We start from the raw sequence: 23,850 nt of genomic DNA on the forward strand, positions 1-23,850 counted from the left end.
TGGCCTTGCCGTACTTCCGGAGCAGGCGCTTGTCCAGGGAGCCGGCGTTGACGCCGATCCGGATCGGGGTGCCGTGGTCCTTGGCGGCCTTGGCGATCTCCTTGACCTTGTCGTCGAACTGCTTGATGTTGCCCGGATTCACGCGCACCGCCGCACAGCCGGCCTCGATGGCGGCGAACACGTACTTCGGCTGGAAGTGGATGTCCGCGATCACCGGGATCCGTGACTTGCGGGCGATGGTCGCGAGGGCGTCCGCGTCGTCCTGCGTGGGGCAGGCGACGCGGACGATCTGGCAGCCGGACGCGGTGAGTTCCGCTATCTGCTGCAAGGTGGCGCCGATGTCCGACGTGCGGGTCGTCGTCATGGACTGCACCGACACCGGGGCTCCGCCCCCGACCGCCACCGGCCCGACCTGGATCTGCCGCGACTGCCGCCGCGGCGCGACCGGACGGGCCGGTACCCCGGGAACGCCCAAGGGAACGGCGGTCATCGTGTCACTCCCGGTTTCCGGAGACGGTCTCCCGCATCGCCCGCAGGGACTCCTTCAGGGAGCCCATGGTGGCGAGGACGGCGGTCGGCTCGTAGCCGCAGTGCGCCATGCAGTTGTCGCAGCGCGGGTCCTTGCCGCGGCCGTACTTGTCCCAGTCGGTCTTCTCGATGAGTTCGCGGTACGTCGGCACGTACCCGTCACTCATCAGGTAGCAGGGGCGCTGCCACCCGAAGAGCGAGTAGTTCGGGATCGCCCACGCGGTGCACGGGAAGTCGACCTTGCCCTCCAGGAAGTCCAGGAAGAGCGGGGAGTGGTTGAGCCGCCACTTCTTGCGGTTGCCGCCCGCGAAGGCCTTCCTGAACAGCTCGCGGGTCTGCTCGACACCGAGGAAGTGGTCCTGGTCGGGGGCCTTCTCGTAGGCATAGGCGGGCGAGATCATCATCTCGTCGACCTTGAGGTCGTCGTTGAGGAAGTTGAGCACCTCGATGATGGTCTGCGGGGTGTCGGTGTTGAAGAAGGTGGAGTTGGTGGTCACCCGGAAGCCGCGCCGCTTGGCCTCCTTGATGGCCTCCACCGCCTCGTCGAAGACGCCTTCCTTGGCCACGGACTCGTCGTGCCGCTCCCGCAGCCCGTCGATGTGCACGGCGAAGGCGAAGTAGGGCGACGGCGTGAACTTGTCCATCTTCTTGCGCAGCAACATGGCGTTGGTGCACAGGAAGACGTATTTCCGCTTCGCCACCAACTGCCGCACGATCTCGTCGATCTGAGGGTGCATCAAGGGTTCGCCACCGGCGATGGACACCATCGGCGCACCGGATTCCAGCACCGCGCCCACGGCCTGGGCGACCGGCATGCGCTGCTTGAGCACACCGGCCGGGTGCTGGATCTTGCCGCAGCCCTCGCACTTCAGATTGCAGGCGAACAGCGGTTCCAGCTCGACGATGAGCGGGAACTTGTCCCGCTTGCGGAGCTTCTGTTCAGCCAGGTATGTCGCGACCTTGATGGACTGGCGCAACGGCATGGCCATCTGGCTCACCTCCGAGGGAGCAGCGAAGAACGGTGCCATTCAAAAAATGAGGGAAGGACGGAACGAAGAACGCGGAAGGCTGATATTCCGCCGCGCACCGTGCCGATCCGGACGAGTTCGTGTTCCGGGGCGTCCACGACCACCCGGACGGCCGCGACCGGGCGCTCGCCCGTGCGGACGGCCGTGCGGAGCGTGGCCGCCGACTCCATGTCGACCGCGATCGCGCCGGTGGCGAGCAGATCGTACCGCTCGGCCCCCCGCACGACGTGGTCGGAGCCGGTGAGCGGGCCGGTGTGGACCGTGCGTCCGGGCAGCAGGCGCACGAGTTCCTTGACCAGCAGGTCGGTGCCCACGCACGGGACGGTCCCGCGCGGGTCCCGGGTCTCCTCGGCGACGACCAGGTCGCCGGGGTGCATGCCGGGGGCGAGCCCGGCACAGAAACCGGTGGCCAGCACGGCGGTGCCGGCCGACGCCGGACCGGCGAGGTGCCGGCCGACGGAGCGTTCCGCCGCCTTCGGGCCCATGCCCGTACGGACGACGGTGTACGGCCCGTCCGCCCCGCTCCTGTCGCCGGTGCGCAGGGCGAGGTGCTCGATGCCGAGCGCGCAGGCGATCAGCAGCGGGGCCGGGGCGGGCTGGTCGCTCAAGTCAGCTCCCCGTCGCCCGTGACGCGGCCGCCTTGGCCTTGGCGAGCAGATTGCGCTCGAAGGGGTCGCCGTGCAGGTAGCGGCCGAGCGCGGTGAGCGGGAAGACCTGCCGGTACAGGTGGTAGTTGATGGAGAAGTCCCAGGGGAAGCCGGTGCCGGTGAAGTACGGCTCGTCCCAGGTGCCGTCCTCGCGCTGGGTCCGGGCCAGCCACTGGATGCCGCGCTCGACGGCCTCGGAGTCCTTCTCCCCCGCCGCGAGCAGCGCCATCAGCGCCCACGCGGTCTGGGAGGCGGTGGAGGCGCCCCGGCCGCTCCACTCCTTGACGTACTTGTAGGAGCGCAGGTCCTCGCCCCAGCCGCCGTCGTCGTTCTGGACGCTCTCCAGCCAGGTCACGGCCCGCCGGATCGCCGGGTGCGAGCCGGGCAGTCCGGCCGCGGTCAGCGCGGGCACCACCGAGCCGGTGCCGTAGACGTAGTTGACGCCCCAGCGGCCGAACCACGAGCCGTTCGGCTCCTGCTCGGCGAGCAGCCAGTCGATGCCGCGCCGGGTGCGCGGGTCGTGGGCGAGGCCCTCGGCGGCGAGCATCTCCACGACGTGCGCGGTGACGTCCGCGGACGGCGGGTCGATGACCTCGCCGAAGTCGCAGAACGGCAGCCGGTTGGGGAACGGGCTGGTGTTGTCGACGTCGAAGGCGCCCCAGGCGCCGTTCTTCGACTGCATGCCGAGGTTCCAGCGCACCGCCCGGCCGATCGCCTTGTCGACGCGCTCCGGGTCGTGGTGCCGGACCCGGCGCAGCGCGAGGGCGACCTCGGCGGTGTCGTCGATGTCCGGGTAGTTGTCGTTGTGGAACTCGAACGCCCAGCCGCCCGGCGGCAGTCCGGGACGTTTCACGGCCCAGTCGCCGGGCCGGACGATCTCCTCGCCGAGCATCCAGTCGGCCGCCTTGACCAGTTGGGGGTGGTCGACGGGCAGACCGGCGTCCACGAGGGCGATCGTGGCCAGGCAGGTGTCCCAGACCGGGGACTGGCAGGCCTCGATCATCCGGGCGCCGTCCTCGCGCCAGACGGCGAAACGGTCCAGCGAGGCGAGGCCCTCACGCATCACGGGGTGCTGGAGGTCGTAGCCGAGCAGGTGCAGGGCGATGATCGAGTACACGGCCGGGGGCTGGATGCCGCCCCAGCAGCCGTCGTTCTCCTGGCGCTCGATGATCCAGCGGGCCGCCGCGTTCACAGCGGCCTTGCGCAGCCTGCGCGGGGCGACTTTGCGGAACTGGTGCAGCGCCTTGTCGATGCGCTGGAAGGCGCCGTCCCAACTGGCCAGCGGGGCCAGGGGCCGGGACGGGTTGGGCCGGGCCGGATCGGTGTGCAGTTCGTCCAGCGGGAAGGGCGCGGGGCGCACCGGTCGCTTGGCCGAGACGATGGTGAGCGGGACGATGGTCTGCCGGGCCCAGCATCCGAAGTCGTAGATGTTGAGCGGCATCCAGGTGGGGAACCAGATCAGCTCCGGGGGGAGTTCGGGCAGGTCCTCCCACTTCCACCAGCCGAACAGGGCGAGCCAGATCCTGGTGAACACGCGGGAGGCGGCGATGCCGCCGCGCTCGCGGACCCAGGCGGACGCCCTCGCCATGTGCGGGGCATCGGGCTCGTCGCCGGCCAGGCGCAGGGCGACGTACGCCTCGATGGTGGTGGACAGTTCGCCGGGGCCGCCGTAGAAGGTGGCCCAGGTGCCGTCCTCACGCTGCTCGCCGCGGATGAACTTCGCGGCGGCCTGCGTGGTCTCCTCGTCCTGGATGCCCAGGAACTGACGGAGCAGCAGGTCCTCGGCGTCCATGGTGACGTTGGTCTCCAGGTCGCCCTTCCACCAGCCCTGGGAGTCCTGCCGGGAGAGCAGGAAGTCGGTGGCGCGTCGTGCGGCGTGCGCGGCGGCTTCTTGTACCCCGGCCGCCTCGGGGGTGGTGAGGGCGGTGTCGCTGGCCGCGGCAGCCCGGGGCGGCAAGGTCGCCCCGGTACTTCCGTCGGTCGTCGCTGTCATGGCATCCCCTTCGTGCAGTCGTGCGAGTCGTGCTGCTGTGGGTCCGCCGTCGGCCGGTGTCCTTCAACCGTGGGGAGACACCGGCCGGCGACTACGCGAGGCTCATCAGGCCAATAGTGATCATCTCTTCCGTACGACGACGAAGTCCGCGAGCGCCGTGAAGGAGTCCCGCACCCGGTCGGGCATGTCGACGGCGTCGAGGGCCTCGATGGCGATGGTGTGCTGGCGGCGCGCCTCCGCCGCGGTCCACTCACGGCCGCCGGCCTCCTCGATGAGGGCGGCGCGGGCCGCGAACTCCTCCTCGGAGAAGTTCTCGAAGTCGCTGCTCTTGGCGTCGGCGGCGAGGATGTCGCCGAGCTGCTCGGAGGCGGAGCCGCCGGCCGCGAGCGCGGCCACCACGGGCAGGGACTTCTTGCGCTGGCGCAGGTCGCTCCAGGCCTGCTTGCCGGTGGCCTCCGGATCGCCCCAGATGCCGAGCAGATCGTCCACGGCCTGGAAGGCGAGGCCGAGGTGGTAGCCGTACCGTTCCAGCGCGTCGGCGGTGGCGTCGTCCGCGCCGCCGAGGACCGCGCCGATGGAGCAGGCGCAGGCGAGCAGGGCGCCGGTCTTGTTGCCCTCCATCTCCAGGCATTCCTCGACGCTGACCCGGTCGCGGTGCTCGTAGGAGATGTCCTGGGCCTGACCGTCGATCAGGGCGCGGGTGGCGGTGGTCAGCCGGCGGGTGGCGCGGCCGGCCTCGACCGTGCCGAGTTCCAGCAGGACCTCGTTGGCGAGGGCGAACAGGGCGTCACCGACCAGGATGGCCTGGGCGGGGCCGTGCACCTTCCAGACGGTGTCCCGGTGCCGGCGCTGCTCGTCGCCGTCCATGAGGTCGTCGTGCAGCAGCGAGAAGTTGTGCACGAGTTCGACGGCGACCGCGCCCGGGATGCCCGCCTCGGGTGCGGCGCCGGTGACCTCGGCGGAGAGCACGGCGAGCGCGGGGCGGACGGCCTTGCCGCCGTCGCCGTCGGCGGGGTTGCCGGCGGCGTCGATCCAGCCGAAGTGGTAGGCGGCGACGGTGTCCATGGGAGGCGCCAGGCGGTCGACGGCCGCGCGCAGCACCGGTGTGGCCAGGGTCCGGCCGCGCTCCAGCAGCGCGGTCACGTCCACCGCGGCCCGTGGAGCGGGCGTCGAGGCCGGGGGCACAGTGGGCACAGTCTCTCCTCTTGTTGCGGTACCGGGGGTGCGGGGGCCGGCCGCCTGCCGATGGGACATCAGGCCGCCTCCTCGAATGCGAAGAGGTGGCGGGGGCGGGGCCGGCCCAGGGCACTGAGCGCGGCGTCGGCCGCGCTCACTCCACTGCGGACCGCACTCTCCATGGTCGCGGGCCACCCGGTGGCGGTCCACGCTCCGGCCAGGTACAGGCCGGGGGCCTTGGTGCGGGCGCCGGGCCGCAGCCGCCCGACGCCGGGGGTGGGGGCGAACGTCGCCGTGCGCTCCCGGGTCACGAAGAAGTCCAGCACCTCGGCCGCGCGCGTACCCGGGATCAGCCGTTCCAGCTCGGGCAGGTAGCGCTCGCGGAGTTCGGCGACCGGGGTGTCGATCTCGTCCTGCGCGGCCGACTGGGACAGCGCCAGGTACTGTCCCGTGCGCAGCCCGGAGGCGTGGGTGCGGTCGAACACCCACTGCACGGGCGTGCCGAGGGCCGTGAAGAAGGGCCGGGCGAGCACCTCGCGGTCGTACACCACGTGGACGTTCAGGATCGGCGCGGTGCCGATCTCCAGCAGCCGCTCGGGCGCGTCGAGGGCGCCGGGCGGCAGCAGGTCGTGGGTCTCGCGCTGGGGTACGGCGAGGACGACCGCGTCGGTTTCGAGGTTCTCGCCGGGAACCTGAACGCTCCACGTCCCGTTCTCGTTGAGGGAGACGGAGGTGACGCGTGTACGGACCTCGGTACGCACGCCCGCGGAGTCGAGCGCCTTGCGGGCCAGCCGGTCGTGCAGTTCGCCCAGCGGGACATGGGCCCAGCCGATGTCGGCCGCGCCCGGGTCGGACAGCAGACCGGTCTTGAACACCATCGCGGCGAGCCCCAGCGAGGCGTCGCCCGCGACCGCGTTGAGGGTGGCGACCCCGACCAGGTCCCACAGGGCCTCGACGGCACGCGCCGACTGACCGTGCGCGGTCAGCCAGCTGCCGAAGTCCTGGCTGTCCAGGGCCGGATCGGCGAGGTCGAGCCCCTTCAGCGCGAGCGCGGCCCGCCCGACGGCCGCGCGCTCGGCGAGCGAGAGGTGCGGATAGGCGGCCAGGCTGCGCCCCAGGTGGAGGGGGACGGGCAGCGGGTCGCGCCGCAGTCTGCCGAGCCTCCGCCCCTCGGGCTTGGCGACGTCGACGACGGGCACGTCCAGGCGGTCCTGTAGCGGTGCCAGCGCCGCGCCCTCGATCCGGTCGAGGAACCAGCGGTAGGCGGTGCAGCAACGCAGGTACACGTGCTGGCCGTTGTCGACGGTCAGTTCGCCGCGCTGGAAGGAGAAGGCGAGGCCGCCCAGCCGGGGCCTGCCTTCGAGCAGGGTGACCCGGACGCCCGCGTCGGCGAGGGCGAGCGCCGCGGTGATCCCGGCGAGGCCGCCACCGACCACGACCGCGCTGCGGCCTGCCGTGCCCGGAGCGCCGGACCGCGCCGGTGCGGGGAGTGCGCCGTCGCTCATCGTGCGTCCTTCCGTGCGTGCGCTCCGCGGGCGGGGCCGTTGAGGGCCGCCTTTCGGCTGCGGCTACGTCGTGGCCGGTCGTGCCCGCGCGGCGGCAGCCGCATGTCGGACACGGCCCCGCGCCCCTTCGGGGCGCGCGCCTGGTGGTTGAACGGTGCACGCCCGGCCGTCGCAGTCAGGGACGCCACGCCGCGGCGGAAGGTTGACTGTCGCATGCCGTCCGGTCCGGCCGGTTCTGGTGCGGTGCGCTGCATCAGGCGCGCCTCCGGACGGAGCGCCGGGAGACGTGACGGGTCACATGCCGGGTGTCGAGCCCCGAGAGGCCGCGCACGGCGACGTAGGCCTTCTCGTGTCCGGGCAGCGAGACCCGGCCGCGCAGCACGGCCTCCGGGTCGCGCTCGATGCGGTCCAGCAGCCGGCGGTAGATGCCGGCCATCGCGGCCACACAGGCGCCGCTGCGGCGGTCGAGCATGGGCAGCAGCCGGTAGCCCTCGGCGAACAGGGCCCGGGCGCGCCGCACTTCGAAGTGCACGAGGCCCGCGAAGTCGGAGCCCTCCGGCGGGGTCGGCCCGTTGAACCCGGCCGAGCAGCCGAACTTGGCGAGGTCGTCGGCGGGCAGATAGGTACGGCCGCCGGCCGCGTCCTCGCGGACGTCGCGCAGGATGTTGGTGAGCTGGAGGGCGAGGCCCAGCGTGTCGGCGTACTCGGCCGCGCGCTCGGCTCCGCGCGCGGCCGGTTCGGTGCCGAACACGCCGAGCGAGAGGCGGCCGATGGCACCGGCGACACACCGGCAGTAGACCTTCAGGTCGTCCCAGGTCTCGTAGGTCTCCCCGCGCACGTCCATCTGGACGCCGTCGATCAGCTCGTCCAGGCCGGCGAGCGGGATCGGGAAGACGCGCGCGGCGTGGCTGAGGGCGACGGCCACCGGGTCGGTGTCGTCCTCCTCGACCTCGCCCTCGCGGATCCGGGCGAGCAGCGCCCGGGTGTCCTCCAGCCGCGTCAGCTTGACGTCGCCGGCCAGCTCGCCGTCGCCGATGTCGTCCACGCGCCGGGAGAACGCGTACAGCGCCGACATGGCGCGGCGCTTGGCCGTCGGCAGCAGCCGGATGCCGTAGGCGAAGTTACGGGCCTGCTGCCCGGTGACGGCCTCGCAGTAGCTGTAGGCGGCGAGTACCGGTGCGGACACGTGCGGCGGAGAATCCACGGCCCGGATCACCCCTCTCCTCGCAGGATCAGGCCCGCCTCGCGCAGCAACTGGACCTTGCCGGGTCTGGGCGGGCCGGGAAGTACGTCGTATTTGGCGGCGGCGATCGCCCGGATCGCCGCCCTTCCTCCCGCCACGAACCCTGCGAGCAGCAGCTTGAGCCTGCCGTGGACGCTACCCACCAGGGGGGCGCCTTCATTCAGCAGATCGCGGGCGCGTTGTGCTTCGTATGCAACCAGGGCGCGCACCGATGCGCCCGTGGTTTTCGCGGCGAGGTCCGCTTCCTGGACGTGGAAGCGCTTCATGTCCGCGGCGGGGAGGTAGATCCGGTCGCGGCCGAGGTCCTCGGCGACGTCCTGGAGGTGCTCGACGATCTGGAGCGCCGTGCAGATCGCGTCGGACAGCCGGATCCGCTCGGGGGTGGAGGTGCCGGTGACGGCGAGCACGAGGCGGCCGACCGGGTTGGCGGAGAGTTCGCAGTAGGCGAGGAGGTCGTCGTAGGTCTCGTACCGGGTGACGAGCTGGTCCTGGCGGTTGGCCGCGATCAGCCCGAGGAACGGCTCGGGGGTGAGGGCGTGGCGGCGGACGGTGGGCCGCAGGCGGCGCAGCAGCGGGTGGCGCGGGGTGCCGTCGAAGACGCGGCGCAGGTCGGCCTCGAAGGCGTCGAGGAGGACCAGGCGGTCGGTGGCCTCGGCGGGCGACACGCCGAGCAGCCGGGCGTCGGCGCCGCCGGGGGCGAGGTCGCCGTCGCCGATGTCGTCCACCAGACGGGCGAACCCGTAGACCGCCATGAGGTCGGCGCGCCAGTCCCGGGGCAGGAAGAAGGGGGCCACCGGGAAGTTCTCGCTCGCGGCCTTGTCCAGGGTGGCGCGTTCCAGGTCGGGCGCCTCGGCGGTGGCCGTCATCGGGCGCTGCCCGGGGCGTGGACGGCACATGCTCCGCTGAGCAGGGGAGTTTCCGTAGCCATTGCCGTCACATCTCCCGTTCTACACTGCCAATCCGATACACACTATTTCGGACACGCCGCCCCGCTCCGCGCAGGCGTGCCCACCGCAGGTGGGCGCGCATTATCGCCCCACTTGCCGGTTTCCGACGCCGGTACAGCTTACGTTGTACAACGCGGCGTGGCGCGGCAGGGTGTCCTGCACATCACAACAACACACCGATTGCCTTCAAGATTCCTAACGCCAGACGGAGTTGACGCTTCCTTTGCAGACGGAAGGGCCCCGCCGGAGGGATTCCGGCGGGGCCCTGGCCGAAAACGGGTCACTTGCCCGTGAACTTCTCGTACTCCTTGAGGACCTCTTCGGTGGGCCCGTCCATGCGCAGCTCACCGCGCTCCAGCCACAGCACCCGGTTGCAGGTGTCACGGATGGACTTGTTGTTGTGGCTGACCAGGAACACCGTGCCGGCCTCCTTGCGCAGTTCCCGGATGCGCTCCTCCGAGCGCTTCTGGAACTTGCGGTCGCCGGTGGCGAGCGCCTCGTCGATCATGAGGACGTCGTGGTCCTTGGCGGCGGCGATGGAGAAGCGCAGGCGCGCCGCCATGCCGGAGGAGTACGTGCGCATCGGCAGGGTGATGAAGTCGCCCTTCTCGTTGATGCCCGAGAAGTCCACGATGCCCTGGTAGCGCTCCTTGATCTGCTCCCGGGACATGCCCATGGCGAGCCCGCCCAGGATGACGTTCCGCTCGCCGGTCAGGTCGTTCATCAGGGCCGCGTTCACACCCAGCAGGGACGGCTGGCCATCGGTGTAGACCTTGCCCTTCTCCGCGGGCAGCAGCCCGGCGATGGCCCGCAGCAGCGTCGACTTGCCGGAGCCGTTGGAGCCGATCAGGCCGATGGCCTCGCCGCGGTAGGCCACGAAGGACACGCCGCGCACGGCGTGCACCTTGCGCACCCCGCGCGCCGCGTCGTCGGAGCGGCGCCTGAGGATGCGGCTCAGGGCCGCCGTGGCGCTGCCCTTGCCGGTCTTGGCGCCGTTGACCCGGTAGACGATGTGCAGGTCGTCCGCGATGACCGTCGGACGGCGATCCTGGGTGTTCTGCTCAGCCACGGCCGTACCGCTCCTCCGCCTTCCAGAAGTACACGAACCCGCCCACGGCGAAGAGCACGGCCCAGCCGCCGGCCACCGCCCACACATGGTCGGGCAGGTTCGCGGAACCGTAGCCGTCGATCAGGGCGAAGCGCATCAGGTCCATGTAGACGGCGGCCGGGTTCCACTGGAGGACCGTCGCGATCCACTGCGGCTTGTCCTCCAGCATGATCGGGATGGAGAACATCACGCCGGAGGCGTACATCCACGTCCGCATCACGAACGGCATGAGCTGGGCCAGGTCCGGGGTCTTGGCACCCGCACGGGCCATGATCAGCGCGAGCCCGGTGTTGAAGAGGAACTGGAGGGCGAGGACGGGCACGATCAGCAGCCAGGACAGGTCCGGGTAGCTGCCGAAGCCGATCGCCACGAGGAACAGCACGACCATCGAGAACAGCAGCTGCTGGAGCTGCTGGAGCGAGAAGGAGACGGGCAGCGAGGCGCGCGGGAAGTGCAGGGCGCGCACCAGGCCCAGGTTGCCGGAGATCGCGCGGACGCCCGACATCACCGAACTCTGCGTGAAGGTGAACACGAACACGCCGGTGACCAGGAACGGGATGTACACGTCCTGGGACATGCCGCGGCTGGCGTGCAGGATCAGCCCGAAGATGAAGAAGTACACGGCCGCGTTCAGCAGCGGCGTGGCCACCTGCCACAGCTGGCCGAGCTTGGCCTGGCTGTACTGCGCGGTCAGCTTCGCCTGGGAGAAGGCGAGGATGAAGTGGCGGCGCCCCCAGAGCTGACGGACGTACTCCACGAGCGAGGGCCGGGCGCCGCTCACGGCAAGCCCGTACTTGGCGGCGAGCTGGGCCGCCGTCAGCCCCTCGTCGGGCGGCGCGGCCGCGGTCACGGCGACCGTGCCGTCGTGCGTGGTCTCACTCACAGGTGGATACTTTCGTCTTCGGATTCGCGTTCGAGTTCGTCGTCCCGTGCGCCCGCCCGCGGGCGCACGGGCACTTCAAGGGACGAGCTTGTCAGATGACCGGCGGACGGCCCAGTCGGGTGAGTCGCCACACCGTACGCCAGCGCATCGGGCGGCGGGGACCGCAGGGCGTGGTCCAGCCTTCCCGGAAGCCGCCGAGCCATGCCTTCAGGGCCGGCCGCGAGGGGCGGCGGAGCAGCGTGAGCAGCAGCCAGACGCCCAGGTAGACCGGGACCAGGAGGGCGGGGAGGTTGCGGCGGGCGAGCCAGACGCGGTTGCGGGCGACCATGCGGTGGTAGACCGCGTGCCGCGAGGGCGCGGTCGTCGGGTGGTACAGCACCATGTCGGACCGGTAGTCGATCATCCAGCCCGCGTCGAGGGCCCGCCAGGCCAGGTCGGTTTCCTCGTGCGCGTAGAAGAACGCGTCCGGGAGCCCGCCGACCTCCGCGAAGACGCGGGTGCGGACGGCGTTGGCGCCACCGAGGAAGGTGGTGACCCGGGAGGAGCGCATCGGGTCGGAGGCGCGCAGCCGGGGCACGTGCCGGCGCTGGGTCTCACCGGTGTCGGGGTCGGCGATGCGGAAGCTGATGATGCCCAGCTCCGGGTCGGCCGCGAAGGCCTCGCGGCACAGCTCGGCGGTGTCGTGGCGGGCGAGCAGGCCGTCGTCGTCGAGGAAGAGCAATATGTCGACATCGCGACCGCCGGGCCCGAAGGCCTCTATGCCGACGTTGCGCCCGCCGGGGATGCCCAGGTTCTCGGGCAGCTCGACGGTCCGCACGCCCTCGGGCACGTCCGGGACGGGCGAGCCGTTGCCGACGACGACCACCTGGACCGGGTCGCCGTCCTGCTTGGCGACGGAGTCGAGCAGGGCCCGCAGCTCCTCGGGCCGGTTGCCCATGGTGATGATGACGGCGCCCACCTTCATGGGCGCGCTCACTTCAGCCTGCTGGAGGCGAGGATGGACACCAGGTGCAGCAGCGTCTGGAGCAGGGCGATGCCGGCGAGGACGGCCGTACCGAGGCGGGTGAAGAACAGGTCGCCGCGGACCTGGTCCAGGATCGCGAGGACGACGATGAGCAGCGAGGCCTCGATGCCGAGGATGAGCCGGTGGAACTTCAGCGCCGAGGCGGCCCGGCGGGCCAGCGCCATGCCGGAGGAGCGCGGTTCGGAGGCCGCCTCCTTGACCGGCGGCTTGCCGGTCTGGTGCCGGGCCACGCCGACCAGGTCGGTCTCGGCCTTGATCAGGATGGCGCCGAGCGCGGCGAGGGTGCCGAGGAAGGCCCACAGCCAGTCGATCCGGCCGCTGCCCCACAGGTCGGCGGCGCGCAGGCCGAGGCCGACCAGGACGGCCGCGTCGGTGAGGTAGGCGCCGACGCGGTCCAGGTAGACCCCGCCGAGCGAGTACTGCTTCCTCCAGCGGGCGATCTCGCCGTCGACGCAGTCCAGCAGCAGGTAGAGCTGGGTGGCGACCACGCCGAGCACGGCGCCCGCGATCCCCGGCACCAGCAGGGCCGGGGCCGCGAGCACACCGCAGACGGTCATCAGGTATGTGAGCTGGTTGGGCGTGACCCTGGTGTTCACCAGGTAGCGGTCGACGCGCAGGGACACCTCGCGCATGTAGAGGCGTCCCGCCCAGTGCTCACCGCTGCGCCGGTCCTTCACCCCCGCGGGGTGGACGACCGGACGGAGTTCAGCTACCGATGGCCTTGACATAGTCGGCGTAGATGTCCTTGATCTGGTTCGTCTTGAGGTCGAGGTGTTCGAGGATCGTGTAGCGGCCGGGCCGGGTCTCGGGGGCGAACTCCACCGCGCGGACGAACTCGTCCACCGTGAAACCGATCTCCTCCGGCAGCACCGGAAGCCCGTGCCGGCGCAGCACCTCGGTCATGTACGCCGACTCCTCGTGGGCGCCGCGCAGGTACATCGCGAAGGCGGCTCCGAGGCCGCACTGTTCGCCGTGGGCGGCGGCGCGCTTGGGGTAGAGCAGGTCGAAGGCGTGGTTGATCTCGTGGCAGGCGCCGGAGGACGGGCGGGAGTCGCCCGACACGGACATGGAGATACCGGTGAGGACCAGCGCCTCGGCCAGCACCTGGAGGAAGTCGTCGTCGCCGATCCCGCCCGGGTGCCGCAGCACCGCCTCGCCGGCCTGCCGGGCCATGGCCGCGGCGAGACCGTCGACCTTCTCGCCGTTGACCCGGTTGGCCAGCTCCCAGTCCGCGACCGCGGAGATGTTGGAGATGGCGTCGCCGATGCCCGAGCGCACGAACCGGACGGGTGCCTCGCGGATCACGTTGAGGTCGATGACCACCGCGATCGGGTTGGGCACGCCGTACGAGCCGCGGCCCGCGTCGTTGTCCAGCGTGGCGACCGGCGAGCACAGGCCGTCGTGGGCGAGGTTCGTGGCGACGGCGACCAGCGGCAGGCCGACCCGGGCCGCCGCGAACTTGGCGCAGTCGATGATCTTGCCGCCGCCCAGGCCGACGACGGCGTCGTAGTGCCCGCCCTGCATGTCGCTCGCCAGCCGGACCGCGTCGTCGATGGTGCCGCCGCCGACCTCGTACCAGGTCGCGCCGGGCAGCGAGGGCGCGAGGCGCTCGCGCAGCCGTGCCCCGGAGCCGCCGCTGACGGCGACGGCGAGCCGGCCGGACGGCGAGATGCGCTCGTCGGCGAGGACGCAGGCCAGGTCGTCCAGGGCACCCGGGCGGATGTCGACGACGACCGGCGAGGGGATGAGCCGGGTCAGTACTGGCACGCGATCACCCGTCCGCGGGCGAGGTCGTCGTGGTTGTCGATCTCGACCCAGCTGACGTCGCCGATCGGCGCCACGTCGACCTTGAAGCCGCGGTCGACCAGCTCCTGGTAGCCGTGCTCGTAGAACTGCTGCGGGTCGGTCTCCCAGACGGCCTTCAGCGCGTCGGCGAGTTCCGGAGCGGCGTCGCCCTCGATGAGGGTGACGCCGATGTACTCGCCGGTCGCCTCGGCCGGGTCCATCAGCTTGGTGATCCTCGTCATGCCCTTCTCGGGGTCGACGACGACCTTCATCTCCTCGTCGGCCAGGCTCTTCACCGTGTCCAGGGCGAGGATGATCCTCTTGCCGTCACCGCGCGCGGCGAGCAGGGTCTTCTCGACGGAGACCGGGTGCACGGTGTCGCCGTTGGCGAGGATCACGCCGTCCTTCAGGGCGTCACGGCCGCACCACAGGGAGTAGGCGTTGTTCCACTCCTCTGCCTTGTCGTTGTCGATCAGGGTGAGCTTCAGGCCGTACTTCCGCTCCAGGGCCGCCTTGCGCTCGTACACGGCCTCCTTGCGGTAGCCGACGATGATCGCGACCTCGGTCAGCCCCACCTCGGCGAAGTTGCCCAGCGTCAGGTCCAGGACCGTCAGCGACTCCTCCGCGCCCTCGGGGCCCACCGGCACCAGAGCCTTGGGCAGGGTGTCGGTGTAGGGGCGCAGACGCCGCCCGGCGCCGGCCGCCAGCACGAGGCCGATCATGCGGTTTCTCCTTCGTCGTGTACGGCGGGTGCCCCGGCGGACACCCAGAAGCGGATGCTCTCGACGAGCACCACCAGGGCGACGGCCACGGCGAGGACGGTGAGCGCGACCTTGAACTGCGCGCCGGTGAGCACCGCGGCCAGAACGGCGACGAGCAGCGTCCGCCCCTCCTGCCCCCCGATGACACGCACCAGCCAGGCCGGGGGCGCTCCGGCGCTGCCGCGGATGCGGTACACCGTGTCGTAGTGATGGTAGGCGACGGCCGCCACCAGGCCGAAAGCCGCGGGAAGGGCCCCGTTCACGCCCGCTTTGCCGGCCAGCGCGAGGACGGTGCCGTACTCGGCGGCCCGGAAGAAGGGCGGGACGAGCCAGTCGAGGGCGCCCTTGAGGGGGCGGGCGACGGCGAGGGCCGAGGTCAGGACGTACACGACGGCGCCGGCGACCGGCAGCGGCCCGCCGAAGTCCGTGAGGGCCGAGCAGGCCACGACCACGGCGCCGCCGAGCAGGGCGACGGCGGGCACGGCGAGCCCGGGCAGTCCCTTGCGGGCCACGCGCCGCACGGCTCCGGCGAGCGGACCCGGGTCGGCGAGGTCGGCCAGGGCCTGCGCCGCCCGGTCGGTGCGCCGCGCCTTGCGGGTCACCGAGCGCAGCACCCGGCCCGCCGTGGTGTACGCCGCCGCGAAGGCGCAGCCGACGAGCAGGACGTAGAAGGTGATCCGGGGGGTGGTGACCGCGGTGAGGACCGCGATCATCGCCCAGCGCTCGCCGATCGGCAGCACGATCATCCGCCGCAGCCAGACGGTCCAGCCGACGCTGTCGAGCTTGTCGGAGAGGGCGGCGGTGGGGCTGGTGTTCGCGGTGGCGTCGTGGTTCGCCTCGTTGAAGGAGAAGTCGACCACGTGCCGGCAGGTCTGGAGGATCATCGCGCCGAGGGCGAGGGCCCACACGTCGTCGCCGCCGCGGGCGGCACCGAGGGCGAGGCCGGCGTAGTACGCGTACTCCTTGGCCCGGTCGAAGGTGGCGTCGAGCCAGGCGCCGAGGGTGGAGTACTTCAGGGCGTAGCGGGCGAGCTGGCCGTCGGTGCAGTCCAGGACGAAGGAGGCGATCAGCAGCACTCCGGCCGCGACGAAGCCGCCTCGGGTGCCGGTCGCCGCGCAGCCGGCCGCTATCAGGGCGGTGAGCAGCGAGGCCGTGGTGACCTGGTTCGGGGTCAGGCCGCGACGGGCGCACCAGCGGGCGATGTAGCGCGAGTAGGGGCTGATGAAGAACGTGGTGAAGAAGCCGTCCCGGGACTTCACGGCCGACTTCAGGCGGACGGCCTCGTCGTCGACGGCGGAGACGGCCTGCCGGGCCTCGTTGCGGGCCTGCGGGTCGGCGGGCACGGCGGCGACCAGGCTGCCCAGCTCGGGCCGGTGCACGGCGCCGCCGTCGGCGTCGAGGGCGTCGGCGACGCGGTCGGCGAGGCTGTCCACGGCGAGCGCGGGGGCGCCGCCCCCGGTCGCGCGGGCGGTGGCCGTACCGCCGGGCGCGGAGGTCTCGCGGGCCACGGCCCGGGTGAGCGCCGGCCGGGCGTCCGGCTGGGCGGTGACGGCACCGGGGACGGCGGCGACCGGGAAGCGCGGGTCGGTCAGGCCGAGGCGCAGCGCGTGCAGGTGGCCGACGAAACGGGCGTCGACGAGGGCCACGCGCCGGCCGGCCGGCACGGCCGCGAGCAGGGACTCCGTCTCGGCGGCGTCGGCGGCCACGCGCACGTCGAAGCCGAGGGACCGCAGATCGTTCTCCAGCGACGATCCGGGGACCGGCTGACCGGTGACGATGGCGGTCGACAACCGAACTCACTCCCTGGGTGCCGGCGCGCGGGCGCCGGTCTCTTGCATGGTGGGGCGCCCTGCCTGCGGCACCCGGGCGGCATGTCGGCAGAGGGTATCGGATGGTCCGGAGCCGGTGTTCACCGGCCGTTCACGGTCCGGCCCACGGCGGCTGCCCCGGCCTTTGCCGCGATCATCATCGGGGATGCGGGGGCCGGCCCACAAACCCGTGGCGCAGACCCGGGCAACCGGGACACCGGGCCGTTCGGCATAGGGTGGACGACCATGACGTGGCTGATCACCGGCGGAGCCGGATACATCGGGGCGCATGTGGCACGCGCCATGGCGGGCGCCGGGGAGAGCGTCGTGGCGCTGGACGACCTGTCGGCCGCCGTGCCCGCGCGACTCCCGGCCGAGGTGCCGCTGGTCCAGGGCTCGACGCTGGACGGGGCGCTGCTGAAGCGGGTCTTCGCGGAGTACGGCGTGACGGGCGTCGTCCATCTCGCGGCGCGCAAGCAGGTCGGGGAGTCGGTGGCCCAGCCCACCCGCTACTACCGGGAGAACGTGGGCGGTCTGGCCACGCTCCTGGACGCGGTGGCCGAGGCGGGCATCGACCGCCTGCTGTTCTCGTCGTCGGCGGCGGTGTACGGCAACCCGGACGTGGACCTGATCACCGAGGACACCCCGTGCGCCCCGGTGAACCCGTACGGCGAGACCAAGCTGGCCGGTGAGTGGCTGGTGCGGGCGGCGGGGCGGGCGCACGGAATCTCCACCGCGTGCCTGCGCTACTTCAACGTGGCGGGCGCGGCGGCGCCGGAGCTGGCGGACACGGGGGTGTTCAACATCGTGCCGATGGTCTTCGACCGGCTCACCCGGGACGAGGCCCCGCGCATCTTCGGCGACGACTACCCGACGCCGGACGGCACCTGTGTCCGGGACTACATCCACGTCGCCGATCTGGCGGAGGCCCACCTGGCGGCGGCCCGCCGGCTGGCCGCCGGGGACCTCACCGGTGATCTGACGCTGAACATCGGCCGGGGCGAGGGGGTCTCGGTGCGCGAGCTGATCACGGTCATCGGGGAGGTCAGCGGGGACCGCCGGGCGCCCGTGGTGGAGGGCCGCCGCCCCGGCGACGCGCCGCGCGCGGTGGCCTCGGCCGAGCGTGCCGCCGAGGCGCTGGGCTGGCGGGCCCGGCGCGGGGTGCGGGAGATGATCGAGTCGGCGTGGGCGGGCTGGCGGCTGCACCACGGCAGCTGAGCGAGCCCCCCGGCCCCCTGACCTGCGGAACGTTTCCGCAGGTCACGGCACATGACAACGGTGTTCAGTACCGCGTTGCCCCATACCCCCGCCCCGTAGTTCACTGGCTTACCTGGCAGCCACATGGAAGGCGGTAGTCATGGGGGCAGGGCACGACCACGGGCACGCGCACTCCCACGCGCCGGCCACGGGTACGGCCACGGCCGCGTACCGGGGCCGGCTGAGGATCGCGCTGGGCATCACGCTCACGGTGATGGTCGTCGAGATCGCCGGCGGCCTGATCGCGGACTCGCTCGCGCTGATCGCGGACGCGGCGCACATGGCGACCGACGCGGTGGGCCTCGGCATGGCCCTGCTCGCCGTGCACTTCGCGAACCGCCCGGCGAGCACCAACCGCACCTACGGCTACGCCCGCGCCGAGATCCTCGCGGCCCTGGCCAACTGTCTGCTGCTGCTCGGTGTCGGCGGGTACGTCCTGTACGAGGCGGTCCAGCGGTTCATGGAGCCCGCGCAGACCCGGGGCGGCCTGATGGTCGTGTTCGGTCTGATCGGCCTGGTGGCGAACTCCATCTCGCTGGTGCTGCTGATGCGCGGGCAGAAGGAGAGCCTGAACGTGCGCGGCGCCTTCCTGGAGGTGGCGGCGGACGCGCTGGGCTCGGTGGCGGTGCTGATCTCGGCCGCGGTGATCCTGGCCACCGGCTGGCAGGCGGCGGACCCGGTGGCCTCGCTGGTCATCGGGCTGATGATCGTGCCGCGGACGCTGAAGCTGCTGCGCGAGACGCTGGACGTGCTGCTGGAGGCGGCCCCCAAGGGCGTCGACATGGCGGACGTGCGGACGCACATCCTGGCCCTCGACGGCGTGGAGGACGTCCACGACCTGCACGCCTGGACGATCACCTCGGGCATGCCGGTGCTGTCGGCGCACGTGGTGGTCAGCTCCGAGGTGCTGAACGCCATCGGGCACGAGAAGATCCTGCACGAACTCCAGGGCTGCCTGGGCGACCACTTCGACGTGGAGCACTGCACCTTCCAGCTGGAGCCGGGCGGGCACGCGGAGCACGAAGCGCGGCTGTGCCACTGACCGTGCGCACTGCCGTTCGGCGCGCCCCCGGACGGTTCCCCGCGGCCCGCTCCGGGCACGATGATCTACCGGGTCCGGCTCCCGGTGCCGCGCCGCGCGCGGACGTGCGGACGTGCCGGGAGTGCCGGATTCGTACGGCAGACTTGGGGTGCGAGGACCGAGGCGAAGGATGGGTATGCCGATCACACCTGCCACCGCGACGCACAGTTCGTCGGAGGGCACCGCAGAGGCGATTTTGCTGGAACTGGTCGACGAGAAGGGTGTGACGATCGGCACGGCGGAGAAGCTCGCCGCCCATCAGCCGCCCGGGCAGTTGCACCGGGCGTTCTCGGTGTTCCTCTTCGACGAGCAGGGCCGGCTGCTGCTCCAGCAGCGGGCGCTCGGCAAGTACCACTCCCCCGGCGTGTGGTCCAACACCTGCTGCGGTCACCCGTACCCGGGCGAGGCGCCGTTCGCGGCGGCGGCCCGGCGCACGTACGAGGAGCTGGGCGTGTCGCCGTCGCTGCTCGCGGAGGCCGGCACGGTCCGTTACCACCACCCGGACCCCGCCTCCGGCCTGGTGGAGCAGGAGTTCAACCATCTGTTCGTCGGCCTGGTGCAGGCGTCGCTCGGGCCGGACCCGGAGGAGGTCGCCCAGGTCGCCTTCGTGACGGCGGCCGAGCTGGCCGAGCGGCACGCCCGGGACCCGTTCTCGTCCTGGTTCATGACCGTCCTGGACGCCGCCCGCCCGGCGATCAGGGAACTGACGGGCCCGTCCGCCGGCTGGTAGCCGCCACGGCGGTGTGACGGTCCCGTGGCCGGCAGGGGGCGGCCGGCAGGCGCTACGGCAGTGAGGGGGGCTTGAGCGGGAGCGCGGCCCAGATCACCTTGCCGCCGCTCGCGGTGTGCTCCACGTCGACCACTCCGCCCGCCTCCCGCGCCACCTCGCGGACCAGGAGGAGCCCCCGGCCGCCGGTCCGGCCGTGGTCGGCCTCAAGAGCCGTCGGCCGGTAGGGGTGGTTGTCCTCCACGGACACCCGCACCCACTCGGCTCCGACGGCCACCTCCACGGCCAGCACCGGCGACAGCAGCGCCGCGTGCCGGACCGCGTTGGTGACCAGCTCGGAGACGATCAGCAGCAGCCCGTGCACCAGGTCGTCGGAGACCGGCACCCCCTGGCGCAGCAGCAGGTCCCGCACCGCGTGCCGGGCCTGCGGAACCGAGGCGTCCACCGCGGCCGCGGTGAACCGCCAGACGCCTTCGTACGGCAGTGGATCCGGCGGCCCGTCGCCGCCCCCCGCTGGGCGCGGGCCGTCCTCGCGCCCGTGGTTGTCCATCGTCCGGTCGCCACCCTCGCGCTCGATTGTCACCACACGTCGAGTGTTGGTAACGATCCGCTCCGGTCCGGATGCCTGAACACAAGTCGGCAGGTATCGAACGGTTTCTGACCGACTCCGCATGACCTGGTCCCGGTCGGGACTGTTCCTGCTCCCCGGGCGCCGGTTCGCGAACTAGTCGGGTTGTCGGAGGCCGGCGCTACCATCCCCCGCATGGAGCCCCAGCTGTCCCACCAGGTCACCGACTCCGTCGCCACGCTGGTGATCCGTCATCCCGCCAAGCGCAACGCCATGACGACGGCGATGTGGCGGGCCCTCCCCCCGCTGCTGGACGCGCTGGCCCGTGACCCCGGCGTCCGCGCGCTGGTGCTCACCGGTGCGGGCGGGACCTTCTGCGCGGGTGCCGACATCTCCACGCTCCGGGACGCGCCGGAGGAGCCACCGGCCCTCGCGGTGGCCGCCGAGGAGGCCCTGGCCGCGTTCCCCAAGCCGACCGTCGCCGCGGTGCGCGGCCACTGCGTGGGCGGCGGGGCGCAGCTCGCGGCGGCCTGTGACCTGCGGCTGGCGGAGGAGGGAGCGCTGTTCGGGGTGACGCCGGCGCGGCTCGGTATCGTCTATCCGGCCTCCTCGACCCGCCGGCTGGTGTCCCTGGTCGGCCCGGCCACGGCCAAGTACCTGCTCTTCACGGCCGAGTTGATCGACGCCGGGCGGGCACTGCGCACCGGCCTGGTGGACGAGGTGCTGCCCGAGGGGGAACTGGACAAGCGGGTCGCGGAGCTGACCCGGGTCCTGGTGTCCCGTTCGCAGCTCACCCAGGCCGCCGCCAAGGAGTTCGCCGCCGGCCACACCGACCGTGACGCCCACTGGGCCGCCCAGGCGCGCGGCAGCGGCGATGTGGCGGAGGGAGTCGCCGCGTTCCTCGAACGCCGGCAGCCGCGCTTCACCTGGAGCGTGTCCGCGTCAGGGTGAGGCGGCTCGCGGCACGCCCCTTCTCGACGAGGCGCGGGTGCCTTCTCCGGTGGCGTCCGGGGTTTCCGCGTGCCGCCCCGGGTTTCCCGCGCCGTTCGGAGGTACCCGGGGCGAGGACAGCCCGCGACGAGAGGAGACCGTCCCGTGTTCCGTGCCCTCGCAGACGTACTGCGGCAGATCGGCGGCGCCATCGCCACGGTGGTGACGCTGCCCTTCCGGGCGCTCGCCCGGTTGTTCGGCGGAGCTTCGTCCTCCGCGCGGGGGAGCCGGGCCTGACGCCGGGCCCGGCGCCCCGCCGGGAGCCGCCCTGATCCCCGGTTGTCCGTGTCACCTGCCACAATTGCCGCGCAACCTCAGTGGAGAAGGCGGTACGGGATCGTGACGACACCCGGGTCCCTCGGAGCAGGGTCCATCGAAGGCAGGATCGCCGAGGAGCTCGGCGTACGGGAGCGGCAGGTGAAGGCCGCGGTGGAACTGCTCGACGGCGGTTCGACCGTGCCCTTCATCGCTCGCTACCGCAAGGAAGCGACCGAGATGCTCGACGACGCGCAGCTGCGCACGATCGAGGAGCGGCTGCGCTATCTGCGGGAGCTGGAGGAGCGGCGGACCGCGATCCTGGAATCGGTGCGGGAGCAGGGCAAGCTCACCGAGGAGCTGCGGGCGCGGATCCTCGGCGCCGAGACGAAGGCGCGTCTGGAGGACATCTACCTCCCCTACAAGCCCAAGCGGCGCACCAAGGCGCAGATCGCCCGTGAGGCGGGCCTGGAGCCGCTGGCGGAGGGGCTGCTGGGCGACCCGGCGGTCGAACCGCTGGCGGCTGCCGCCGCGTTCGTGGACGCCGACAAGGGCGTCGCCGATCCGCAGGCCGCGCTGGAGGGCGCGCGGGCGATCCTCACGGAGCGGTTCTCCGAGGACGCCGACCTGATCGGCGAGCTGCGCGAGCGCATGTGGGTGCGCGGGCGGCTGGCCGCGAAGGTGCGGCAGGGCAAGGAGGAGGCGGGCGCCAAGTTCGCCGACTACTTCGACTTCGCGGAGCCGTTCACCGAGCTTCCCTCGCACCGGATCCTGGCGATGCTGCGCGGGGAGAAGGAGGAGGTCCTGGACCTCGTCCTGGAGCCGGAGGAGGCCACCGAGGGCCCGTCCTCGTACGAGGGGATCATCGCGTCGAGGTTCGGGATCGCCGACCGGGGCCGCCCGGCCGACAAGTGGCTGAGGGACACGGTCCGCTGGGCCTGGCGCACCCGCGTCCTGGTCCACCTCGGGATCGACCTGCGCCTGCGGCTGCGCACGGCCGCCGAGGACGAGGCGGTCAACGTGTTCGCGGCGAACCTGCGGGACCTGCTGCTGGCCGCCCCGGCCGGCACCCGTGCGACGCTCGGCCTGGACCCCGGTTTCCGCACGGGCGTGAAGGTCGCCGTGGTCGACGCGACCGGCAAGGTCGTCGCCACGGACGTGGTCTACCCGCACGTCCCGGCCAACAAGTGGGACGAGGCGCTCGCCAAGCTGGCGCGGCTCGCGAAGGAGCACGCGGTCGAGCTGATCGCCATCGGCAACGGCACGGCGTCCCGCGAGACCGACAAGCTCGCCGGTGACCTCATCACGAAGCACCCGGAGCTGAAGCTCACCAAGGTGATGGTGTCCGAGGCGGGCGCGTCGGTGTACTCCGCGTCGCCGTACGCCTCGCAGGAGCTGCCGGACATGGACGTGTCGCTGCGCGGCGCGGTCTCCATCGCCCGGCGCTTGCAGGACCCGCTGGCCGAGCTGGTGAAGATCGACCCGAAGTCGATCGGCGTCGGCCAGTACCAGCACGACCTGTCCGAGGTGAAGCTGTCCCGGTCGCTGGACGCGGTCGTGGAGGACTGTGTGAACGGCGTCGGCGTGGACGTCAACACGGCGTCCGTGCCGCTCCTCGCACGGGTGTCGGGCATCTCGTCCGGCCTGGCGGAGAACATCGTCGCGCACCGGGACCAGAACGGCCCCTTCACCTCCCGTGCGGCGCTGAAGAAGGTGGCGCGGCTCGGCCCCAAGGCGTACGAGCAGTGCGCGGGCTTCCTGCGCATCCGCGGCGGCGACGACCCGCTGGACGCCTCCAGCGTGCACCCCGAGGCGTACCCGGTGGTGCGCCGCATGGTGAAGACCACGGGCCAGGAGGTGGCGTCCCTCGTCGGCAACACGGGCGTGCTGCGCTCGCTGCGGCCGGCCGACTTCGTGGACGACACCTTCGGTCTGCCGACGGTCACCGACATCCTCAAGGAACTGGAGAAGCCGGGCCGCGACCCCCGTCCCGCGTTCCGGACGGCCACCTTCAAGGAGGGCGTGGAGAAGATCTCCGACCTGTCCGCCGGGATGGTCCTGGAGGGCGTGGTCACCAACGTCGCCGCCTTCGGCGCGTTCGTGGACGTCGGTGTCCACCAGGACGGTCTGGTGCACGTGTCGGCGATGTCGAAGTCGTTCGTCAAGGACCCGCGCGATGTCGTGAAGCCCGGCGACATCGTCAAGGTGAAGGTCCTGGACGTCGACATCCCGCGCAAGCGGATCGCGCTGACGCTGCGCCTGGACGACGAGGCCGCCCCGCAGGGCCAGGGCGGCGGCCGGCAGCAGCGCGGCGGTGCCCGTCCGCCGCAGCAGCGGCAGGGCGGCGGCCAGCGGCAGGGCCGCGGCGGCGGTGACCGCGGCGGCCGGCAGGCCCCGGCACCGGGCAACAGCGCGATGGCGGACGCACTGCGCCGCGCGGGCCTGCTGGACCCGAAGAAGCGCTGACGGACGGGGTGGGACCGGGCGGGCCGAGCCGCCCGGTCCCACCCCGCACGCCCCGGCCGGCGTCGCGCGC

The 23,850-nt window shown here is 72.2% G+C and carries 23 protein-coding genes; 6 read left to right on the forward strand and 17 right to left on the reverse strand.

From position 1 onward, the window contains the following. The 16 genes from IE273_RS15295 to IE273_RS15365 all read right to left on the reverse strand — a co-directional run. A partial coding sequence (locus IE273_RS15295) for a flavodoxin-dependent (E)-4-hydroxy-3-methylbut-2-enyl-diphosphate synthase (RefSeq protein ID WP_189815720.1) occupies positions 1 to 490 on the reverse strand: 490 nt, incomplete at its 3' end. Positions 491 to 494: 4 nt separating this feature from the next. After that, entirely contained in the window at positions 495 to 1,517 is a 1,023-nt protein-coding gene (hpnH, locus tag IE273_RS15300; RefSeq protein WP_014676208.1) for an adenosyl-hopene transferase HpnH, read from the reverse strand. A 5-nt stretch (positions 1,518 to 1,522) separates the two neighbouring features. After that, positions 1,523 to 2,164: a phosphorylase family protein gene (locus IE273_RS15305; protein WP_189815721.1), complete on the reverse strand. Its 642-nt coding sequence runs from the start codon at positions 2,162 to 2,164 to the stop codon at positions 1,523 to 1,525. A 1-nt stretch (position 2,165) separates the two neighbouring features. Beyond that, the gene (shc, locus tag IE273_RS15310) at positions 2,166 to 4,196 is read right to left on the reverse strand and encodes a squalene--hopene cyclase (RefSeq protein ID WP_189815722.1); all 2,031 of its coding nucleotides are present in this window, start codon (positions 4,194 to 4,196) and stop codon (positions 2,166 to 2,168) included. Positions 4,197 to 4,316: 120 nt separating this feature from the next. Continuing rightward, positions 4,317 to 5,450: a polyprenyl synthetase family protein gene (locus IE273_RS15315; protein WP_189815723.1), complete on the reverse strand. Its 1,134-nt coding sequence runs from the start codon at positions 5,448 to 5,450 to the stop codon at positions 4,317 to 4,319. Further along, the gene (hpnE, locus tag IE273_RS15320) at positions 5,450 to 6,877 is read right to left on the reverse strand and encodes a hydroxysqualene dehydroxylase HpnE (protein WP_189815724.1); all 1,428 of its coding nucleotides are present in this window, start codon (positions 6,875 to 6,877) and stop codon (positions 5,450 to 5,452) included. The genes IE273_RS15315 and hpnE overlap by 1 nt, the downstream gene beginning before the upstream one ends. After that, entirely contained in the window at positions 6,874 to 7,131 is a 258-nt protein-coding gene (locus IE273_RS45130; RefSeq protein ID WP_373309347.1) for a DUF6380 family protein, read from the reverse strand. Before IE273_RS45130 ends, hpnE begins: the two co-directional genes overlap by 4 nt. Beyond that, positions 7,131 to 8,093: a presqualene diphosphate synthase HpnD gene (gene hpnD, locus IE273_RS15325; RefSeq protein WP_189815725.1), complete on the reverse strand. Its 963-nt coding sequence runs from the start codon at positions 8,091 to 8,093 to the stop codon at positions 7,131 to 7,133. The genes IE273_RS45130 and hpnD overlap by 1 nt, the downstream gene beginning before the upstream one ends. Next, the gene (hpnC, locus tag IE273_RS15330; protein ID WP_189815726.1) at positions 8,090 to 8,986 is read right to left on the reverse strand and encodes a squalene synthase HpnC; all 897 of its coding nucleotides are present in this window, start codon (positions 8,984 to 8,986) and stop codon (positions 8,090 to 8,092) included. The genes hpnD and hpnC overlap by 4 nt, the downstream gene beginning before the upstream one ends. A 361-nt stretch (positions 8,987 to 9,347) precedes the next feature. Next, positions 9,348 to 10,136 (reverse strand): ABC transporter ATP-binding protein, encoded by a 789-nt coding sequence (locus IE273_RS15335; protein ID WP_189815727.1) that lies wholly within the window; start codon positions 10,134 to 10,136, stop codon positions 9,348 to 9,350. Beyond that, entirely contained in the window at positions 10,129 to 11,058 is a 930-nt protein-coding gene (locus tag IE273_RS15340) for an ABC transporter permease (RefSeq protein ID WP_189815728.1), read from the reverse strand. The genes IE273_RS15335 and IE273_RS15340 overlap by 8 nt, the downstream gene beginning before the upstream one ends. A 91-nt stretch (positions 11,059 to 11,149) precedes the next feature. Next, positions 11,150 to 12,022 (reverse strand): glycosyltransferase family 2 protein, encoded by an 873-nt coding sequence (locus tag IE273_RS15345; RefSeq protein WP_189816016.1) that lies wholly within the window; start codon positions 12,020 to 12,022, stop codon positions 11,150 to 11,152. Between the two features lie 8 nt (positions 12,023 to 12,030). Beyond that, positions 12,031 to 12,810 carry a CDP-alcohol phosphatidyltransferase family protein gene (locus IE273_RS15350; protein ID WP_189815729.1) on the reverse strand — a complete coding sequence of 260 codons (780 nt, stop codon included), beginning with the start codon at positions 12,808 to 12,810 and terminating at the stop codon, positions 12,031 to 12,033. Then, positions 12,788 to 13,849 carry an iron-containing alcohol dehydrogenase family protein gene (locus tag IE273_RS15355; RefSeq protein WP_189815730.1) on the reverse strand — a complete coding sequence of 354 codons (1,062 nt, stop codon included), beginning with the start codon at positions 13,847 to 13,849 and terminating at the stop codon, positions 12,788 to 12,790. Before IE273_RS15355 ends, IE273_RS15350 begins: the two co-directional genes overlap by 23 nt. Then, complete coding sequence (locus IE273_RS15360; RefSeq protein WP_189815731.1) at positions 13,837 to 14,589, reverse strand: phosphocholine cytidylyltransferase family protein; 753 nt, start codon at positions 14,587 to 14,589, stop codon at positions 13,837 to 13,839. Before IE273_RS15360 ends, IE273_RS15355 begins: the two co-directional genes overlap by 13 nt. Then, complete coding sequence (locus IE273_RS15365; protein ID WP_189815732.1) at positions 14,586 to 16,418, reverse strand: DUF5941 domain-containing protein; 1,833 nt, start codon at positions 16,416 to 16,418, stop codon at positions 14,586 to 14,588. Before IE273_RS15365 ends, IE273_RS15360 begins: the two co-directional genes overlap by 4 nt. Positions 16,419 to 16,682: 264 nt before the next feature. Between IE273_RS15365 and galE the strand changes: the two genes are divergently transcribed. The 3 genes from galE to idi all read left to right on the forward strand — a co-directional run bounded on the left by galE (position 16,683) and on the right by idi (position 19,504). Next, positions 16,683 to 17,654 carry a UDP-glucose 4-epimerase GalE gene (gene galE, locus IE273_RS15370; protein WP_189815733.1) on the forward strand — a complete coding sequence of 324 codons (972 nt, stop codon included), beginning with the start codon at positions 16,683 to 16,685 and terminating at the stop codon, positions 17,652 to 17,654. Between the two features lie 139 nt (positions 17,655 to 17,793). Continuing rightward, positions 17,794 to 18,735 (forward strand): cation diffusion facilitator family transporter, encoded by a 942-nt coding sequence (locus IE273_RS15375; RefSeq protein WP_189815734.1) that lies wholly within the window; start codon positions 17,794 to 17,796, stop codon positions 18,733 to 18,735. A 175-nt stretch (positions 18,736 to 18,910) separates the two neighbouring features. Continuing rightward, positions 18,911 to 19,504 carry an isopentenyl-diphosphate Delta-isomerase gene (idi, locus tag IE273_RS15380; RefSeq protein WP_189815735.1) on the forward strand — a complete coding sequence of 198 codons (594 nt, stop codon included), beginning with the start codon at positions 18,911 to 18,913 and terminating at the stop codon, positions 19,502 to 19,504. A 52-nt stretch (positions 19,505 to 19,556) separates the two neighbouring features. Here the strand turns inward: idi and IE273_RS15385 are convergent, their stop codons facing one another. Continuing rightward, positions 19,557 to 20,051, reverse strand: a complete 495-nt coding sequence (locus IE273_RS15385; RefSeq protein WP_189816017.1) for an ATP-binding protein — start codon at positions 20,049 to 20,051, stop codon at positions 19,557 to 19,559. A 213-nt stretch (positions 20,052 to 20,264) separates the two neighbouring features. On the opposite strand from IE273_RS15385, the gene IE273_RS15390 reads away from it, so the two are divergent. The 3 genes from IE273_RS15390 (at position 20,265) to IE273_RS15395 (ending at position 23,780) form a co-directional block, all read left to right on the forward strand. Continuing rightward, positions 20,265 to 21,020 (forward strand): enoyl-CoA hydratase/isomerase family protein, encoded by a 756-nt coding sequence (locus IE273_RS15390; protein WP_189815736.1) that lies wholly within the window; start codon positions 20,265 to 20,267, stop codon positions 21,018 to 21,020. A 144-nt stretch (positions 21,021 to 21,164) separates the two neighbouring features. Beyond that, positions 21,165 to 21,296, forward strand: a complete 132-nt coding sequence (locus IE273_RS44690) for an LPFR motif small protein (RefSeq protein WP_268257506.1) — start codon at positions 21,165 to 21,167, stop codon at positions 21,294 to 21,296. Between the two features lie 102 nt (positions 21,297 to 21,398). Beyond that, positions 21,399 to 23,780, forward strand: a complete 2,382-nt coding sequence (locus tag IE273_RS15395; protein ID WP_189815737.1) for a Tex family protein — start codon at positions 21,399 to 21,401, stop codon at positions 23,778 to 23,780. Positions 23,781 to 23,850 lie beyond the last annotated feature (70 nt).

This window comes from Streptomyces olivaceoviridis (assembly GCF_014650115.1).
GTDB classification, from domain to species: Bacteria; Actinomycetota; Actinomycetes; order Streptomycetales; family Streptomycetaceae; genus Streptomyces; species Streptomyces olivaceoviridis.

Coding starts and splice junctions, on each gene's coding strand:
- hpnH (WP_014676208.1), bottom strand. CDS start 1,517: ATGGCCATGCCGTTGCGCCAGTCCATCAAGGTCGCGACATACCTGGCT.
- shc (WP_189815722.1), bottom strand. CDS start 4,196: ATGACAGCGACGACCGACGGAAGTACCGGGGCGACCTTGCCGCCCCGG.
- IE273_RS15315 (WP_189815723.1), bottom strand. CDS start 5,450: ATGTCCCATCGGCAGGCGGCCGGCCCCCGCACCCCCGGTACCGCAACA.
- hpnE (WP_189815724.1), bottom strand. CDS start 6,877: ATGAGCGACGGCGCACTCCCCGCACCGGCGCGGTCCGGCGCTCCGGGC.
- IE273_RS45130 (WP_373309347.1), bottom strand. CDS start 7,131: ATGCAGCGCACCGCACCAGAACCGGCCGGACCGGACGGCATGCGACAG.
- hpnC (WP_189815726.1), bottom strand. CDS start 8,986: ATGACGGCCACCGCCGAGGCGCCCGACCTGGAACGCGCCACCCTGGAC.
- IE273_RS15345 (WP_189816016.1), bottom strand. CDS start 12,022: ATGAAGGTGGGCGCCGTCATCATCACCATGGGCAACCGGCCCGAGGAG.
- IE273_RS15350 (WP_189815729.1), bottom strand. CDS start 12,810: ATGTCAAGGCCATCGGTAGCTGAACTCCGTCCGGTCGTCCACCCCGCG.
- IE273_RS15360 (WP_189815731.1), bottom strand. CDS start 14,589: ATGATCGGCCTCGTGCTGGCGGCCGGCGCCGGGCGGCGTCTGCGCCCC.
- galE (WP_189815733.1), top strand. CDS start 16,683: ATGACGTGGCTGATCACCGGCGGAGCCGGATACATCGGGGCGCATGTG.
- IE273_RS15375 (WP_189815734.1), top strand. CDS start 17,794: ATGGGGGCAGGGCACGACCACGGGCACGCGCACTCCCACGCGCCGGCC.
- idi (WP_189815735.1), top strand. CDS start 18,911: ATGCCGATCACACCTGCCACCGCGACGCACAGTTCGTCGGAGGGCACC.
- IE273_RS15385 (WP_189816017.1), bottom strand. CDS start 20,051: ATGGACAACCACGGGCGCGAGGACGGCCCGCGCCCAGCGGGGGGCGGC.
- IE273_RS15390 (WP_189815736.1), top strand. CDS start 20,265: ATGGAGCCCCAGCTGTCCCACCAGGTCACCGACTCCGTCGCCACGCTG.